Here is a 14993-nt window from a genome sequence, read left to right as displayed (position 1 = left end):
AACCGCAAGCATCATCGACAGGGGACGTAAGAGGGGCGGGCCCTCGCGCCCGCTCCTCAACGTTTCCGCCGAGGTCAGGTCATGAACGGTCAGAACATCCGCATTCGCCTTAAGGCGTTCGATCATCGCATCCTCGATGCGTCCACCAAGGAAATCGTCTCGACCGCGCGCCGGACCGGCGCGCAGATCCGGGGCCCGATCCCGCTGCCGACCCATATCGAGAAGTTCACGGTGAACCGTTCGCCGCACATCGATAAGAAGTCGCGCGAGCAGTTCGAGATGCGCACGCACAAGCGGGTGCTCGATATCGTCGACCCGACGCCGCAGACCGTGGACGCGCTGATGAAGCTCGACCTCGCCGCTGGCGTGGACGTGGAGATCAAGCTCTAAGTCCGCGTCGGATTTAGAGCTTACCGTTTCATCGCGCGAGGGAGAGACCTATGCGCTCAGGCGTCATCGCACGGAAGGTCGGCATGACCCGCGTCTTTACAGACGCTGGCGAGCATGTGCCCGTCACTGTGCTCCAGATTGATCAGTGCCAAGTCGTGGCACACCGCACGACCGAGAAGGATGGCTACGTCGCCCTCCAGGTCGGCGTCGGCAAGGCCAAGGTAAAGAACGTGTCGCAGGCCGAGCGCGGCCGCTTCGCGGTCGCCAAGGTCGAGCCCAAGAAGAAGCTCGCCGAGTTCCGCGTGTCCGAGGACGCGCTGATCCCGGTCGGTGCCGAGATCACGGCCGACCACTTCATCCCGGGCCAGTTCGTCGACGTGACGGGCACCAGCACGGGTAAGGGTTTCGCCGGCGGCATGAAGCGCTGGAACTTCGGCGGTCTGCGCGCCACCCACGGCGTGTCGATCTCCCACCGCTCGATCGGTTCGACCGGTGGCCGTCAGGATCCGGGCAAGACCTTCAAGAACAAGAAGATGCCGGGTCACATGGGCGTCGAGCGCGTGACCACGCAGAACCTCAAGGTCGTCCGCACCGATCCGGAGCGCGGCCTGATCCTCGTCGAAGGCGCCGTCCCCGGTGTCGCCGGCGGCTGGATCCAGGTTCGCGACTCGGTCAAGCGCAAGCTGCCGGCCGATGTGCCGCTGCCGGGCAAGTTCCGTGAGAACGGCTCTGCCGGCGCGTCCCAGGTCGAGGCGGCCCCCGAGGCTCCGGCGTCCGAGGAGAACGCGTGATGAAACTCGATATCACCACGCTCGACGGCGGCTCCGCCGGCTCGGTCGAGCTCAACGAGGCGATCTACGGCCTCGAGCCGCGCGCCGACATCCTGCAGCGGATGGTGCGCTACCAGCTCGCCAAGCGGCGCGCCGGCACGCACGCCGTCAAGAACCGCTCCGACGTCGATCGCACCTCGAAGAAGCTGTACAAGCAGAAGGGCACCGGCAACGCCCGTCACGGCGCTGCCTCCGCTCCTCAGTTTCGCGGCGGCGGCCGGGCCTTCGGTCCGGTGGTGCGCGACCACAGCCACGACCTTCCCAAGAAGGTCCGCGCTCTGGCGCTCAAGCACGCCCTCTCGGCCAAGGCCAAGGCTTCGACCCTGATCGTCGTCGACGACATCAAGGTCGACAACCACAAGACCAAGGCCATGATCGAGCGTTTCGAGAAGCTCGGTCTGTCGAGCGCGCTGATCATCGGCGGCTCTGAAGTGGACGAGAACTTCGGCCGCGCCGCCCGCGCCATTCCGAAGATCGATGTGCTGCCCGTCCAGGGCATCAACGTCTACGACATCCTGCGCCGCGACACGCTCGTGCTGACGCGCGCCGCCGTCGATGCGCTGGAGGAGCGTTTCAAATGAGTGCCGATCCGCGCCACTACGATATCATCGTCTCCCCCGTGATCACGGAGAAGGCGACGAACCTCACCGAGCAGAACAAGGTCGTCTTCCGGGTTGCCCCGAAGGCCACCAAGCCGCAGATCAAGGAAGCGGTCGAGCGTCTGTTCGACGTCAAGGTCACGGGCGTGAACACGCTCACGACCAAGGGCAAGAAGAAGTTCTTCCGCGGGCAGCGCGGGCAGCGTTCGGACGTGAAGAAGGCGATCGTGACCCTCGCCGAGGGTGATACGATCGACGTCACGACCGGCCTCTGAGACTTGAAGCGTTAGGATCAAGCCGATGGCCTTGAAGACATTCAAACCGGTCACGCCGAGCCTGCGCCAGCTCGTGCTCGTCGATCGCCGTGAGCTCTACAAGGGCAAGCCGGTGAAGGCGCTGACCGAGGGCAAGAGCTCCTCGGGCGGCCGCAACAACCTGGGCCGCATCACCGTCCGCTTCCGCGGCGGTGGCCACAAGCGGGTCCTGCGCAACGTCGACTTCAAGCGTCGCGAGAACCTCAACGTTCCCGCGACGGTGGAGCGGATCGAGTACGATCCGAACCGGACGGCGTTCATCGCGCTCATCACCTTCCCCGATGGGAAGCAGAGCTACATCATCGCCCCCCAGCGCCTGTCGCCGGGTGACAAGGTGATCGCCGGTGAGAGCGTCGACGTGAAGCCGGGCAATGCGGCTCCGATCGGCTCCATGCCGGTGGGCACCATCGTCCACAACGTCGAGCTGAAGATCGGCAAGGGCGGCGCGATCGCCCGCTCCGCCGGCAACTACGCTCAGATCGTCGGACGCGACCAGGGCTACGTCACGCTGCGCCTGAACTCGGGCGAGCAGCGCCTGGTGCACGGTCAGTGCTTCGCGACCGTGGGTGCGGTCTCGAACCCGGACCACATGAACATCTCGCTGGGCAAGGCCGGCCGTAACCGCTGGCTCGGCAAGCGCCCGCACGTTCGCGGCGTTGCCATGAACCCGGTGGACCACCCGCACGGCGGCGGCGAGGGTCGTACCTCGGGCGGCCGGAACCCGGTCACGCCCTGGGGCGTGCCCACCAAGGGGAAGAAGACCCGGTCCAACAAGCGGACCGACACCTTCATCCTGTCCAGCCGCCATAACCGCAAGAAGTAACAGCCATGGCACGTTCCCTCTGGAAAGGGCCGTTCGTCGACGGCTACCTCCTCAAGAAGGCCGACGCCGCCCGCGGCGGCAGCCGCAACGAGGTCGTCAAGATCTGGAGCCGTCGCTCCACGATCCTTCCGCAGTTCGTGGGCATCACCTTCGGTGTGCACAACGGACACAAGCATATCCCGGTCTACGTCACCGAGGAGATGGTCGGTCACAAGTTCGGCGAGTTCTCGCCGACCCGCACCTTCCCCGGTCACGCGGCCGACAAGAAGGCAAAGAGGCGCTGAGATGGGCAAGCCTGCCACCCCCCGCGCGCTCCCCGAGAACGAGGCGAAGGCCGTCGCGCGGATGCTCCGCGTGTCGCCCCAGAAGCTCAACCTCGTGGCGGCGCTGATCCGCGGCAAGAAGGTCGATACGGCCCTTGCCGATCTCGAATTCTCCCGCAAGCGCATCGCCCGCGATGTGAAGAAGTGCCTGGAGAGCGCGATCGCCAACGCCGAGAACAACCACGATCTCGACGTGGACGATCTCGTCGTCTCCCAGGCCTTCGTTGGCAAGGCGCTGGTGCTCAAGCGCTTCCACGCCCGTGCCCGCGGTCGCGGCGCGCGCATCCTGAAGCCCTTTGCGAACCTCACGATCGTGGTTCGCGAAGTGCGCGCTGAAGCGGCCTGAGGAGTTTACCGATGGGTCAGAAGATCAATCCGATCGGCCTGCGTCTCGGCATCAACCGGACCTGGGATTCCCGCTGGTTCGCCGAGAAGGGCGAGTACGCCAAGCTGATGCATGAGGACGTGGCCATCCGCGCCGCCCTCATGAAGCAGCTCAAGCAGGCCGCCGTCTCGAAGATCGTCATCGAGCGCCCGCACCGGAAGTGCCGCGTCACCATCCACTCGGGCCGTCCGGGCGTGGTGATCGGCAAGAAGGGCGCGGACATCGAGAAGCTGCGCAAGCTCGTCGGCACGATGACCAAGGCCGACGTGACCATCAACATCGTCGAGGTGCGCAAGCCCGAGATCGACGCGACGCTCGTCGCCGAGTCGATCGCGCAGCAGCTCGAGCGCCGTGTCGCCTTCCGTCGCGCCATGAAGCGCGCCGTGCAGTCGGCCATGCGTCTCGGCGCCGAGGGCATCCGCATCAACTGCGCCGGCCGTCTCGGTGGCGCGGAGATCGCCCGCACGGAGTGGTACCGCGAGGGCCGCGTGCCCCTGCATACGCTTCGCGCGGATGTCGATTACGGCACCGCCACCGCCTTCACGACCTACGGGACGTGCGGCATCAAGGTTTGGGTGTTCAAGGGCGAGATCCTCGAGCACGACCCGATGGCGCAGGACAAGAAGGCCCAGGAAGAGGGTGGCCGTTCCGGCGGGCGCCGCGAGCGTGACGGTGACGACCGGGGTGGCCGCGGCCGCCGCGAGCCGTCGCACGCCTGACGCTCGATCAAGCAGAAATCTTGAGAGGCTGCCATGCTGCAACCCAAGAAGACCAAATTTCGTAAGCAGTTCAAGGGTCGCATCAGTGGCGCGGCCAAGGGCGGCTTCGAGCTGAACTTCGGCCAATTCGGCCTCAAGTGCCTGGAGCCCGAGCGCATCACCGCGCGGCAGATCGAGGCGGCCCGCCGCGCGATCACCCGCGAGATGAAGCGTCAGGGCCGGGTGTGGATCCGGGTGTTCCCGGATCTGCCCGTCACCGCCAAGCCCACCGAGGTCCGCATGGGCTCCGGTAAGGGTGCGCCGGAATACTGGGCGGCCCGGGTTCACCCCGGCCGCATCATGTTCGAGGTGGATGGCGTTGCCGAGGACATCGCCCGCGAGGCCCTGCGCCTCGGAGCCGCGAAGCTGCCGGTGCGCACCCGCGTCATCCAGCGCATCGCTGATTGATAGGAAGAGATCATGAAGTCCGACCAGAGACTGTCTGATCTGCGCGCTCTGTCGGCGGATCAGCTTTCCGACGAGCTCATCAGCCTGAAGAAGGAGCAGTTCAACCTGCGCTTCCAGGGCGCGACGGGCCAACTTGAGAACGTCGCCCGGGTCCGTGAGGTCCGCCGCGACATCGCCCGTGTCCGCACGCTGCAGCGTCAGAAGACGCTGGACGCGGCCAAGGCCTGAGGAGATTCCACATGCCCAAGCGCGTCCTTCAAGGCGTCGTCGTCAGCGACAAGACCGATAAGACCATCGTCGTGAAGGTGGAGCGTCGCTTCACCCATCCGGTGATGAAGAAGACGGTTCGCCGTTCGAAGAACTACCATGCGCACGACGAGGCCAATACGGCCAAGATCGGCCAGACGGTGTTCATCGAGGAGTCCCGTCCCTATTCCAAGACCAAGACCTGGAAGCTGGTCGAGGACCAGGCTGCGGCGGCCGAAGCGGCCGGCACGGCAGCTTAGTAGCCTCCTCCATAAGAGTGACGGTGCGGGCGTGGAGCGAGAGCTCCGCGCCCGTTTTCGTTCGTCTGCGGGAAACGAGCGCTGCATGCCCGCGGCGTGCTGCCTCCGCCCGGCGGTCACGATGCCACGCCTGGCTAGGCTGTCGTTCTTGGTGAGCTGAGGCGCGGATCCGTCGGCCCTGCCGCATTGGTCGGCCGTAGACCTGTAGCAGGGGCGAGAGTCGCTGCCGTGCTCTCGATGCCGGCGCATTTACTGCGCGTTCGGCCGAGCAGGAATTTTCAAGTGCTGCCCGTGTGGAAGGACGCGCGCAGGCCTCGGAACGTGAGCCGGCAAGCACGCAAACGATAAGGGAGCACATCCAAGCATATCAAAAGATCGGTCGGGATCTTGAAGTATTGCACAGAGGCACTATATAACAAACAATATACAACAATTTGGTAGTTTTAGAGATCACTGTTTAAATCGAGTGCTTTTGTAAGCTGCTCACATTCTGGTTTTTGCCGTTCGATCGACAAGCTCCATGAAGGGCCCTGCGAAGATGCAGCGGCTCCTGAAGGAGCGCAGGAATGTCCGGTAACTTCGATCAAGCCTGGGAAGCCCTCGTCGACCATTTCGGTGCCGAGCAGATCAACGGCATCACGAGTTCACGCCGGCAGTTCGGCGACCATCTTTTGCCGGATGCCCAAATCGCGATCGCGGCGCAACTTGCGCCCCATAAGCCGACGCTGCTCGGGGTCCATCAGTTCCACGAACACATCGCTCTCACGATCTCCGGCCTTCTTGTTCGCAGCGGCGAGTATCGGATCTCGATTACGCCGCTCCAGTACCAGGACATGGATGTGGGGGAGGACGATCCGTTCGCGGCTCTGAACAATGGCCTTTGGCTGTTCCAGGTGGAGGGCCGCCCAGTCGCGATCCTGCTCTCCCGCTACATCGACTACTCGGTGCGATCGAGATTTTCGCAGGTCGAGATTGCCACGATGCCGGATCCGGCATCGCTCCAGTTCGCAGCCGGTTTCCTTTCGGAGATCGAGGCGGCAGGAGCACGGTCAACGCTCTACCGTGGCAAGGTTCTCTCCTTCGAGGCCGCGAGCGACAGTTCCGGCATGCGCGCACCGATGCAGGTTCACCGGTTGCCCCGCATCCCTCATGAGGCGGTCATCCTCGGAGCGGACGCGATGGAACGCCTCGACCGGCACGTCTTCGAGTTCGACCGGCACCGGGAGGATTTGAAGCGGCTCGGCCAATCCACCCGTAAGGGCATCCTCCTCTACGGTCCCCCGGGCACCGGCAAGACCCACATCGTCCGCTACATCGCTTCGAACCTGCCGACACGAACGGCGATCTTGATCACCGCCGAGCAGGTCAAGATGCTCGGCCGCTACATGTCGCTCGCACGCACCCTCCAGCCCAGCATCGTCGTGCTGGAGGATGTCGATCTGGTCGGCCGCTCCCGCGAGGGCATGAACAGCCCGAATACCGAGGTGCTCCTCAACCGTCTGCTCAACGAGATGGACGGCTTGCACGACGACGCCGATGTACTGTTCATCCTCACCACCAACCGTCCCGAGGAGATCGAGGAGGCTCTGGCCTCGCGCCCGGGACGCGTGGACGAGGCGATCGAGATCGCAAACCCCGACGCGGCCTGCCGCGCTCGGCTTGTCAGCCTCTATGGAGAGGCCCTCGATTTCGAGGAGAGGGCGATCGATGCCGTCGTCACCCGATCGGAGGGAGCGAGCGCTGCGTTCATCAAGGAGATGGTCCGTCGTCTCGCGCAAGCCACCATCGCCGCGGGGGCGGGCAACCGGATCACGGTCGCGACGGTCGAATCCGTCCTCGGTGAGGCCGTCGGCAGCCGCAACCGCATCGGTCGCCGCATCATCGGCCTGGCGTCCGGCGCGCCCGAGCGTGCGGGAAAGCAGGCGCCACCCTTCGACGGTTGTGGTGACGATCTCTAGATCGGCCGCTGAGTTAAGTCACCGACCAGCGAGCGGCATGGTGGGGTCGGCATCGTCGGCGCCGTTCCTGCAATGGCTGGACGGGGGCGTGAGACGCGCTTGCTCAACCGGCTGGTGCACCACGCCCCGCCCGCTCCAGGCGCCCCTGGGCGCCCCGACACAGCCGTGAGGGTGGGCGCAGCCCCCCGCTCAGCCTTTCCGCTTCGGATCGCGGTTTCCGGCGGCGCGGATCAGGCCGGCGAGACCGGCCTCGATCACCATGTCGGCCGCCTCGGAGGGGGTGAACCAGCGGGCATCGCGCTGGCCACGTTCGGGAAACTTCTTGAGCTGCTTGCGCACCTCCAGAGGAAACACCTTCACTTGGCAGAGAACCGCGTCGCGGTTCTTCAGGCGCTTCTCGTAGAGATAGAAACCGATCGGCCGCTTGCCGACGCGGCCGACGATGCCGGCCTCCTCATAGGCCTCCTGGGCAGCCGCTTCGAAGGGTTTGCGTCCCTTCATCGGCCAGCCCTTCGGGATGACCCAGCGGCGGGTCTCACGCGACGTGACGAGCAGAACCTCCGTGCCACCCTCCGGTGTCCGGCGCATCGGCAGCACGCCGACCTGGGGCCGCGCTTCGCGGCTGCTATCGATCGGGCCCGCCGTCATGCTGCTGAAACGCCCTGCGGCCGGCGCGGTTCGCGCTCAGCGTTTGCCGCCGGGTCTGCTCCGAGCGGGCGCAGACAAGGCCAAACTTCCTTGAAAGATTGATGACGGGAAGGCACGTCGCTGCGATCGGGGCTGCCGTCGCATCCAGACGATGAGCGACAGGGGTCACTAGCGGAATCGTGGGCAGCAACTCAATCGAAATTTACCCGGCAAAATGGACTGGGGACGAGGCGTGCCGGCTCGATCAGCACGCCGTCGAGAGGTTTTCGATGAGCGCATTCAGGTCGGCCCGCATGGCCTGGATCTCGGGCTCCGACATGTTGAGCTGACACATGACGGACTGGCGTACGGCGATCGCCTCCGAGCGGAGAGCACGGCCTTGATCGGTCAGCGCGATCTCGACCTCGCGCTCGTCGGATTGACGGCGATTGCGATTCAGCAATCCGCTCGTCTCCAGCCGTTTGAGCACCGGCGTGAGCGTGCCGGAATCGAGACGAAGGCGCCGGCCGATCTCGGAGACGGTCACGCCGTCGTTCTCCCAGAGCACGAGAAGCACCAGATATTGCGGGTAAGTCAGCCCCATCCGTTCCAGCATCGGCCGATAGGATTTCGTCATCCGGTGGGCCGCGGCGTAGAGCGCGTAGCAGAGCTGATTGTCCAGCAGCAGCGGGTCCCTCAGTACTTCTGCGCTCTCGTTGGGAGCATTCACGGTTCACATCCTGCCGTTCGACAACGCCTTCCGGCCTGCCGCACCGGGGAAGGGGCGCCGGCTTGCCGGTGATCCTCAACCCTGCCGCGCACCCGACGATAGCGGATGCAACACGGCAAGGCACATGCACAATTGTCCCAGTGGCGACGTCCCGGCGCTTTCTCCACCGCCGGTTCGGACACCCGCTTTTAGCGCGCCCGGTCGAACACGCAAAAAGGCGGCCGTATGGCCGCCTTTCGCTCCGATCATAATGTCACGCGTTGCCCCGCAATGCGCGGGACCCCACCTCAGGCGGCGTCGGCCGTCTCGACCGAGGTCGGGCCGGAATCCTTGCCGCGGGCGTCGACGTCACGATCCACGAACTCGATGACGGCCATGGGAGCGTTGTCGCCGTAGCGGAAGCCCGCCTTCATGATGCGGCAGTAGCCACCCGGACGCGACTGGTAGCGCGGGCCGAGGACCAAGAAGAGCTTCTTGACCATGTCCGCATCGCGGATCTGGGCCATGGCGAGGCGGCGGGCATGGATGCTGTCGGTACGGCCGAGCGAGATCAGCTTCTCGATGACCGGACGCAGATCCTTGGCCTTCGGCAGGGTGGTGACGATCTGCTCGTGCTTGATCAGCGCGGCCGACATGTTGGCGAACATCGCCTTACGATGCTCGGTGGTGCGATTGAAGCGGCGACCGCGATAGCCGTGACGCATGGTGGCTGGTCCTTCTCAGTCACGGCCGCCGTGCCACGGTACGGCCGAGTGCCCTAGGGGCTGTTTTCAGAAACTCCGCGTAACCCAGCGGCGGGATTTCTTTCGGGAGTGCCCGAGCCAGCGGCTCAGCACCGGGTCCGAGGCGGCCGAACAAACGACGCCGTGCAGCGCCGCTCAATCAGGCCAGGGGCGGCTTCGCCCCTCAGTAGTGTTCTTCGAAGCGCTTGGCGAGATCCTCGATGTTCTCCGGCGGCCAGCCGGGAACGTCCATGCCGAGGTGCAGGCCCATGCCGGCGAGCACTTCCTTGATCTCGTTGAGCGACTTGCGGCCGAAATTCGGGGTGCGCAGCATCTCGCCCTCCGACTTCTGGATGAGGTCGCCGATATAGACGATGTTGTCGTTCTTCAGGCAGTTCGCCGAACGGACCGACAGTTCGAGCTCGTCCACCTTCTTGAGCAGCGCCGGGTTGAAGGGGAGCTGCGGCGCGAGCGGCGCGGCCTCTTCCTTGCGGGGCTCCTCGAAGTTCACGAAGACCTGGAGCTGGTCCTGGATGATGCGGGCGGCGTAGGCCAGCGCATCCTCCGGCGACACGGCGCCGTTGGTCTCGAGCGTCATCGTCAGCTTGTCCTTGTCGAGATCCTGGCCCTCGCGGGTGGTCTCGACGCGGTAGCTGACCTTGGTCACCGGCGAGTACAGCGCATCGACCGGGATCAGGCCGATCGGCGCATCCTCGGGGCGATTGTGCTCGGCCGGGACGTAGCCCTTGCCGGTGGCGACCGTGAATTCCATGCGGATCTCGGCCCCGTCGTCCAGGGTGCAGATCACGAGGTCGGGGTTCAGGATCTGGATGTCGCCGACGGCGCCGATGTCGCCCGCGGTGACGAGGCCCGGGCCCGTCTTGCGCAGGGTCATGCGCTTGGGCTGATCCGTCTGCGAGCGGATGGCGATGGTCTTGATGTTGAGGACGATGTCGGTCACGTCCTCCCGCACGCCGGGGATGGACGAGAACTCGTGCAGCACGCCGTCGATCTGGACGGAGGTCACGGCGGCGCCCTGAAGCGAGGAGAGCAGCACGCGGCGCAGGCTGTTGCCGAGCGTCGTGCCGAAGCCGCGCTCGAGCGGCTCGGCCACGACGGTGGCGACCCGCTTGGGATCGTCGCCGGCCGTCACCTGCAGCTTGTTCGGCTTGATGAGCTCTTGCCAGTTCTTCTGAATGACCACGGTCCTACCTCTTGCCAAACCCGCGCCGCCGGCGTCCCGGAAAGCGCTACGGCCGGCCCTGGATTGCTCTGGGAGCATCCGGGCCGGTCCCCAAAAATCTAAGTCTTCTCGCCCGCCACCCAGAGCGCGGGAACGAAGCGGTAGCCCGCGCCGTCGCGGGCCACGTATCCCAGCGCCGGAAACTCGAGATGCGAGCCGGCGATGAGGGTTCTCTCCGTCGCCACCTCGTCGAGCACGCGCTTGCGAGTCGCCCGGGCCTGATCCCCGTCCACATCGAAGGCGACGCCCGCCTCCGGCTGCTTGAACTGGATCGCCGGCATATGCACCACGTCGGTCCACATCAGCAGGGACTTGTCCCCCGATACGATCCGCATGCCGCAATGGCCGGGCGTGTGGCCGGGCAGCGGAACGGCGGTGATGCCGGGAACCAGCTCACCACCCTCGTGCTTGCGCAGCCGCGCACCGTAGGGCGCCACCGCCTTGCGGGCGTTCTCGAAATACGGCTTGGCCTCGTCCGGCGCCCGCGACAGCGCCGCATCGGGAAGCCAGTGCGCGGCTTCCGTCGCATGCACGACGAGTTCCGCGTTCGGGTAGGCCGCGCTGCCATCCGCCTTCACCAGCCCGCCCGCATGATCGGGATGGAGATGGGTCAGGAGCACGGTCTCGATCTCCTCCGGCGCGACGCCGGCGAGCCCGAGGGCGGCGGGCACCCGGCCCATGGTGTCGGGGCCGAAATGGCCATACCCGGAATCGATCAGCACCGGCTTGCGGCCGGCGCCGGTGACGAGGAACGCGTTGAGCGTGACGACCGGAGCCTCCGGGCGGAAGCCGGCGCGCTGAAGAGCGCCGGCCTCGTCCTGAGGGATGCCCGTGACGAGATCGAGGGAGCCCTGAAACCAGCCGTCGTTGAGCGCGGTGACCGTGAGGTCGCCGAGGTTCCAACGCAGCGCGCCGGGTAGGGGCTTCGATCCGTCCGCCATGGGCTTCTCCGCTCGGGGATGCTCCGGTGTCGTGCGATCAGACGCGGCGGCGCTTGCGCGGCCGGCAGCCGTTATGCGGGATCGAGGTGACGTCGCGGATCGAGGTCACGGTGAAGCCCGCGGCCTGGAGCGCACGCAGAGCCGACTCACGGCCCGAACCGGGGCCGGAGACCTCGACCTCGAGGGTGCGCATGCCGTGCTCGGACGCCTTGCGGGCCGCGTCCTCGGCGGCAACCTGGGCCGCATACGGGGTCGACTTGCGCGAGCCCTTGAAGCCCATCGCGCCAGCCGACGACCACGAGATCGTGTTGCCCTGCGCGTCGGTGATGGTGATCATCGTGTTGTTGAACGAGGCGGCGACGTGCGCCACGCCCGAGACGATGTTCTTGCGTTCGCGCCGGCGGACGCGGGTCGGTTCCTTAGCCATCTTTTCGCTTTCGTCCTTCAATCACGCCCGTACTTCCAGGCGCTCGGGATTCTTTTGTCACTTGGGCGCGTCCGTCGTGCAGACCCGTCCCGCTCAATCGTCGACGGCCGGGGGGGCACCCAGCGCGACGGAAAGAAGGCCGAGCAAAGCACGGCCTTCCCATGCCAAAAATTACTTCTTCTTGCCGGCGATCGGCTTCGCCTTGCCCTTGCGGGTGCGGGCGTTGGTGTGGGTGCGCTGGCCGCGGACCGGGAGCTGCTTGCGGTGACGCAGGCCGCGGTAGCAGCCGAGATCCATCAGGCGCTTGATGTTCATCGAGACTTCGCGGCGCAGGTCGCCCTCGACGATGTAGTCGCGGTCGATGGCTTCGCGGATCTGAAGCACCTCGGCGTCGGTGAGCTGGTTCACCCGGCGCTCGGCCGGGATGCCGACCTTCTCGGTGATCTCCTCGGCCTTCTTCGGGCCGATGCCGTGGATGTACTGGAGCGCGATGACGACGCGCTTGGCGGTCGGGATGTTGACGCCGGCGATACGAGCCAAGATGTTCTCTCCATGTGGCGGGCACGATCGGCCACGCCTCGGCGGATGAAAGCGCGCGTCCGGTGGAGGCCGGCCCCTGCGCGCCGCCCAGAACGACAAATCGGCCCGAAAGCGCGCTCCGTGAGGCGCCCCGAACCACATCCCGCTTGGACGAAGGGGGTCCACCTAGCGCGGGCCGGATAACTTGTCAACGCTTTGAAAACCGGAATACGGTCCACAGCCGGTAAGACCGTCGCCGAGGCATGAAAAAGCCCGCCCCGTCGGAACGGGAGGCGGGCTTCGAGGTCTGCGCGGTGCCGAGGCTTCAGGAAGAGGCCGTCTCGCGGAAGCTGTCGAGGAGAGCGGTGACATCCCCGGTCACGGCATCGATCGGCTTCATGCCGTCGATCTTCCGCAGCAGACCGGTGCCGGCGTAATAGTCGGAAAGCGGAGCGGTCTGCTTCCTGTAGGCGTCGAGCCGGGTCTTGAAGACCTCCGGCGTGTCGTCCTTCCGCACCGGCTGGCCGCGGGCGGCGGTCTCCTCGGCGCGCTTGGCGATGCGGCCGACGAGGGCGGTCTCGTCGACGACGAATTCCACCACCGCATCGAGGGCGATGCCCTTCTCCGCCAGCATGGCGTCGAGGGCCTTGGCCTGTTCGACCGTGCGGGGGAAGCCGTCGAGGATGAAGCCGTTCTTGGCGTCGGCTTCCTCGATGCGGTCGGCAACGATGCCAACCACGATCGCGTCGGACACGAGGCCGCCGCTCTCCATGATCGCCTTCGCTTCCAGTCCGACCGGCGTCCTGGCGGCGACCGCCGCGCGCAGCATGTCGCCGGTCGAAAGCTGCGGAACGCGGTAGCGCTCCACGATACGCTCGGACTGCGTACCCTTCCCCGCACCCGGCGGTCCGAGCAGAATGATCCGCATAGCGTCTCCCCGTCCTCAAGGCCCGGCGCCGGGCTCGTTCTTCATGGGCGGCGCGCCCACCTTCCTGAGGCCGCGCCGTCGTCACAACGCTGTGATGCGCAATTCCGAACTGCGCGTCCACCAAACCTTTGTCGAAGGGTGCCTTTCGGGGCGCCTCAGCGGCGCCGCGTCGTAGAGGCGCCACGCAGCTTGGCCTTCTTCACGAGGCCCTCGTACTGATGCGCCATCAGGTGCCCGTGGATCTGAGCCACCGTGTCCATGGTGACCGAGACCACGATCAGCAGCGAGGTGCCGCCGAAGCCCAGCACCGCCGAGGTGTAGGAGGCGACGATCTCCGGCACGAGGCAGACGAAGGTGAGGTAGGCCGCGCCGATCACCGTGATGCGCGTCAGCACCTTGTCGATGAAGGCCGCGGTCCGCTCCCCCGGACGGATGCCGGGGATGAAGCCGCCCTGCTTCTTCAGGTTGTCGGCGGTCTCCTGCGGATTGAAGACGATCGCCGTGTAGAAGAACGTGAAGAAGATGATCAGGCCGGCATAGGCGACCATGTAGAGCGGCCTTCCGTGGCCGAGATAGGCCGTCAGCGTGCCGAGGATGCCGGTCGAGCCCTGGTTGGCCGAGAAGCTCGCCACCGTCGTCGGAAGCAGCAGCAGCGACGAGGCGAAGATCGGCGGGATCACGCCCGAGGTATTGAGCTTGAGCGGCAGGAACGAGGACTGGCCCTCGTACATGCGGTTGCCGACCTGGCGCTTGGGGTAGTTGATGAGGAGCCGGCGCTGGGCGCGCTCCATGAACACGATGAAGTAGATCAGCGCGACCGCCGCAAGGCCGGCGCCGAGCAGGATGGCGGGCGAGAGCGCGCCGGTGCGGGTGAGTTCGAGCGCGCCGAAGATCGAGGCCGGCAGGTGGGCGACGATACCGGCGAAGATGATGAGCGAGGAGCCGTTGCCGATGCCGCGCGAGGTGATCTGCTCGCCGATCCACATCAGGAACAGCGTGCCGCCGGTCAACGTCACGACGGTGGAGAGGATGAAGAACGGACCCGGCGTGATGACCGCGTTCGAGCCCTGCAGGCCGAAGGCGATGCCCCAGGACTGAACCAGTGCCAGTACCACCGTGAGGTAGCGGGTGTACTGGTTGATGACCTTGCGGCCCGACTCGCCCTCTTTCTTCAGCGCTTCCAGGGTCGGCACGACCGAGGTCAGAAGCTGAACGATGATGGAGGCCGAGATGTAGGGCATGATGTTGAGCGCGAAGACCGCCATGCGCTCGACGGCACCGCCGGAGAACATGTTGAACATGCCGAGCACGCCGCCGGCCTGGTTCTGGAAGTTCCGCGCGAACTGCTCCGGGTCGATGCCCGGAATCGGGATGTAGGTGCCGAGCCGGAAAACGATGAGCGCGCCCAGGGTGAACCAGATGCGCTTCTTAAGCTCGTCGGCCTTGGCGATGGCGCCGAAATTCAGGTTCGCGGCGAGCTGTTCGGCGGCTGAGGCCATGTCTCGTATCCCAGGAATTGCCGTCGGGACGCGTCTCGAACGGTCCCTGAAAGCGAAAGCGGC

The 14993-nt window shown here is 65.8% G+C and carries 21 protein-coding genes; 12 read left to right on the top strand and 9 right to left on the bottom strand.

The features are described from left to right. Positions 1-81 precede the first annotated feature (81 nt). The 12 genes from rpsJ to E4V01_RS01870 all read left to right on the top strand — a co-directional run bounded on the left by rpsJ (position 82) and on the right by E4V01_RS01870 (position 7294). Positions 82-390, top strand: coding sequence for a 30S ribosomal protein S10 (gene rpsJ, locus E4V01_RS01925; protein WP_003597088.1), 309 nt, complete (start codon positions 82-84; stop codon positions 388-390). 50 nt (positions 391-440) lie between these two features. Further along, positions 441-1181 carry a 50S ribosomal protein L3 gene (gene rplC / locus E4V01_RS01920; protein WP_060769712.1) on the top strand — a complete coding sequence of 247 codons (741 nt, stop codon included), beginning with the start codon at positions 441-443 and terminating at the stop codon, positions 1179-1181. Then, a complete protein-coding gene (gene rplD, locus E4V01_RS01915) occupies positions 1181-1801 on the top strand; it encodes a 50S ribosomal protein L4 (protein ID WP_003597092.1) in 621 nt (206 codons plus the stop codon). Before rplC ends, rplD begins: the two co-directional genes overlap by 1 nt. Continuing rightward, positions 1798-2094 (top strand): 50S ribosomal protein L23, encoded by a 297-nt coding sequence (locus tag E4V01_RS01910; RefSeq protein ID WP_003597094.1) that lies wholly within the window; start codon positions 1798-1800, stop codon positions 2092-2094. The genes rplD and E4V01_RS01910 overlap by 4 nt, the downstream gene beginning before the upstream one ends. Positions 2095-2119: 25 nt before the next feature. Continuing rightward, positions 2120-2956: a 50S ribosomal protein L2 gene (gene rplB, locus E4V01_RS01905; protein WP_060769713.1), complete on the top strand. Its 837-nt coding sequence runs from the start codon at positions 2120-2122 to the stop codon at positions 2954-2956. A 5-nt stretch (positions 2957-2961) separates the two neighbouring features. Continuing rightward, positions 2962-3240: a 30S ribosomal protein S19 gene (gene rpsS / locus E4V01_RS01900; RefSeq protein WP_003597098.1), complete on the top strand. Its 279-nt coding sequence runs from the start codon at positions 2962-2964 to the stop codon at positions 3238-3240. A 1-nt stretch (position 3241) separates the two neighbouring features. After that, the gene (gene rplV, locus E4V01_RS01895; protein ID WP_003597100.1) at positions 3242-3625 is read left to right on the top strand and encodes a 50S ribosomal protein L22; all 384 of its coding nucleotides are present in this window, start codon (positions 3242-3244) and stop codon (positions 3623-3625) included. Between the two features lie 11 nt (positions 3626-3636). Further along, the gene (rpsC, locus tag E4V01_RS01890) at positions 3637-4383 is read left to right on the top strand and encodes a 30S ribosomal protein S3 (RefSeq protein ID WP_003597102.1); all 747 of its coding nucleotides are present in this window, start codon (positions 3637-3639) and stop codon (positions 4381-4383) included. 33 nt (positions 4384-4416) lie between these two features. Then, complete coding sequence (rplP, locus tag E4V01_RS01885) at positions 4417-4830, top strand: 50S ribosomal protein L16 (protein ID WP_003597105.1); 414 nt, start codon at positions 4417-4419, stop codon at positions 4828-4830. A gap of 12 nt (positions 4831-4842) precedes the next feature. After that, complete coding sequence (gene rpmC / locus E4V01_RS01880; RefSeq protein ID WP_003597107.1) at positions 4843-5058, top strand: 50S ribosomal protein L29; 216 nt, start codon at positions 4843-4845, stop codon at positions 5056-5058. Between the two features lie 11 nt (positions 5059-5069). Further along, positions 5070-5336 carry a 30S ribosomal protein S17 gene (rpsQ, locus tag E4V01_RS01875; protein ID WP_060769714.1) on the top strand — a complete coding sequence of 89 codons (267 nt, stop codon included), beginning with the start codon at positions 5070-5072 and terminating at the stop codon, positions 5334-5336. A gap of 566 nt (positions 5337-5902) precedes the next feature. Beyond that, on the top strand, positions 5903-7294 hold the full coding sequence (locus E4V01_RS01870; protein ID WP_135297189.1) for an ATP-binding protein: 1392 nt from the start codon (positions 5903-5905) through the stop codon (positions 7292-7294). Positions 7295-7483: 189 nt separating this feature from the next. On the opposite strand, the gene E4V01_RS01865 is transcribed toward E4V01_RS01870, so the two are convergent. From E4V01_RS01865 to secY, 9 genes are all read right to left on the bottom strand, one after another. Next, on the bottom strand, positions 7484-7942 hold the full coding sequence (locus E4V01_RS01865; protein WP_060769716.1) for an NUDIX hydrolase: 459 nt from the start codon (positions 7940-7942) through the stop codon (positions 7484-7486). 244 nt (positions 7943-8186) lie between these two features. After that, a complete protein-coding gene (locus E4V01_RS01860) occupies positions 8187-8651 on the bottom strand; it encodes a MarR family winged helix-turn-helix transcriptional regulator (protein ID WP_060769717.1) in 465 nt (154 codons plus the stop codon). A 287-nt stretch (positions 8652-8938) separates the two neighbouring features. Next, positions 8939-9355, bottom strand: coding sequence for a 50S ribosomal protein L17 (gene rplQ, locus E4V01_RS01855; RefSeq protein WP_060769718.1), 417 nt, complete (start codon positions 9353-9355; stop codon positions 8939-8941). 202 nt (positions 9356-9557) lie between these two features. After that, positions 9558-10577, bottom strand: a complete 1020-nt coding sequence (locus tag E4V01_RS01850; protein WP_056198883.1) for a DNA-directed RNA polymerase subunit alpha — start codon at positions 10575-10577, stop codon at positions 9558-9560. Positions 10578-10675: 98 nt separating this feature from the next. Further along, positions 10676-11557 (bottom strand): MBL fold metallo-hydrolase, encoded by an 882-nt coding sequence (locus E4V01_RS01845; protein WP_135297188.1) that lies wholly within the window; start codon positions 11555-11557, stop codon positions 10676-10678. Positions 11558-11594: 37 nt separating this feature from the next. Then, positions 11595-11984, bottom strand: coding sequence for a 30S ribosomal protein S11 (gene rpsK / locus E4V01_RS01840; protein ID WP_003597118.1), 390 nt, complete (start codon positions 11982-11984; stop codon positions 11595-11597). A gap of 171 nt (positions 11985-12155) precedes the next feature. Next, positions 12156-12524 carry a 30S ribosomal protein S13 gene (gene rpsM, locus E4V01_RS01835; protein WP_003597120.1) on the bottom strand — a complete coding sequence of 123 codons (369 nt, stop codon included), beginning with the start codon at positions 12522-12524 and terminating at the stop codon, positions 12156-12158. Positions 12525-12828: 304 nt separating this feature from the next. Next, the gene (locus tag E4V01_RS01830; protein WP_060769720.1) at positions 12829-13431 is read right to left on the bottom strand and encodes an adenylate kinase; all 603 of its coding nucleotides are present in this window, start codon (positions 13429-13431) and stop codon (positions 12829-12831) included. Between the two features lie 155 nt (positions 13432-13586). Beyond that, complete coding sequence (gene secY / locus E4V01_RS01825; RefSeq protein WP_135297187.1) at positions 13587-14930, bottom strand: preprotein translocase subunit SecY; 1344 nt, start codon at positions 14928-14930, stop codon at positions 13587-13589. Positions 14931-14993 lie beyond the last annotated feature (63 nt).

The organism is Methylorubrum sp. Q1 (assembly GCF_004683995.1).
In the GTDB taxonomy this organism is placed as follows: domain Bacteria; phylum Pseudomonadota; class Alphaproteobacteria; order Rhizobiales; family Beijerinckiaceae; genus Methylobacterium.
Note: the sequence above shows the minus strand (reverse complement) of the source record. Positions and strands in the feature narration are given on the sequence as shown.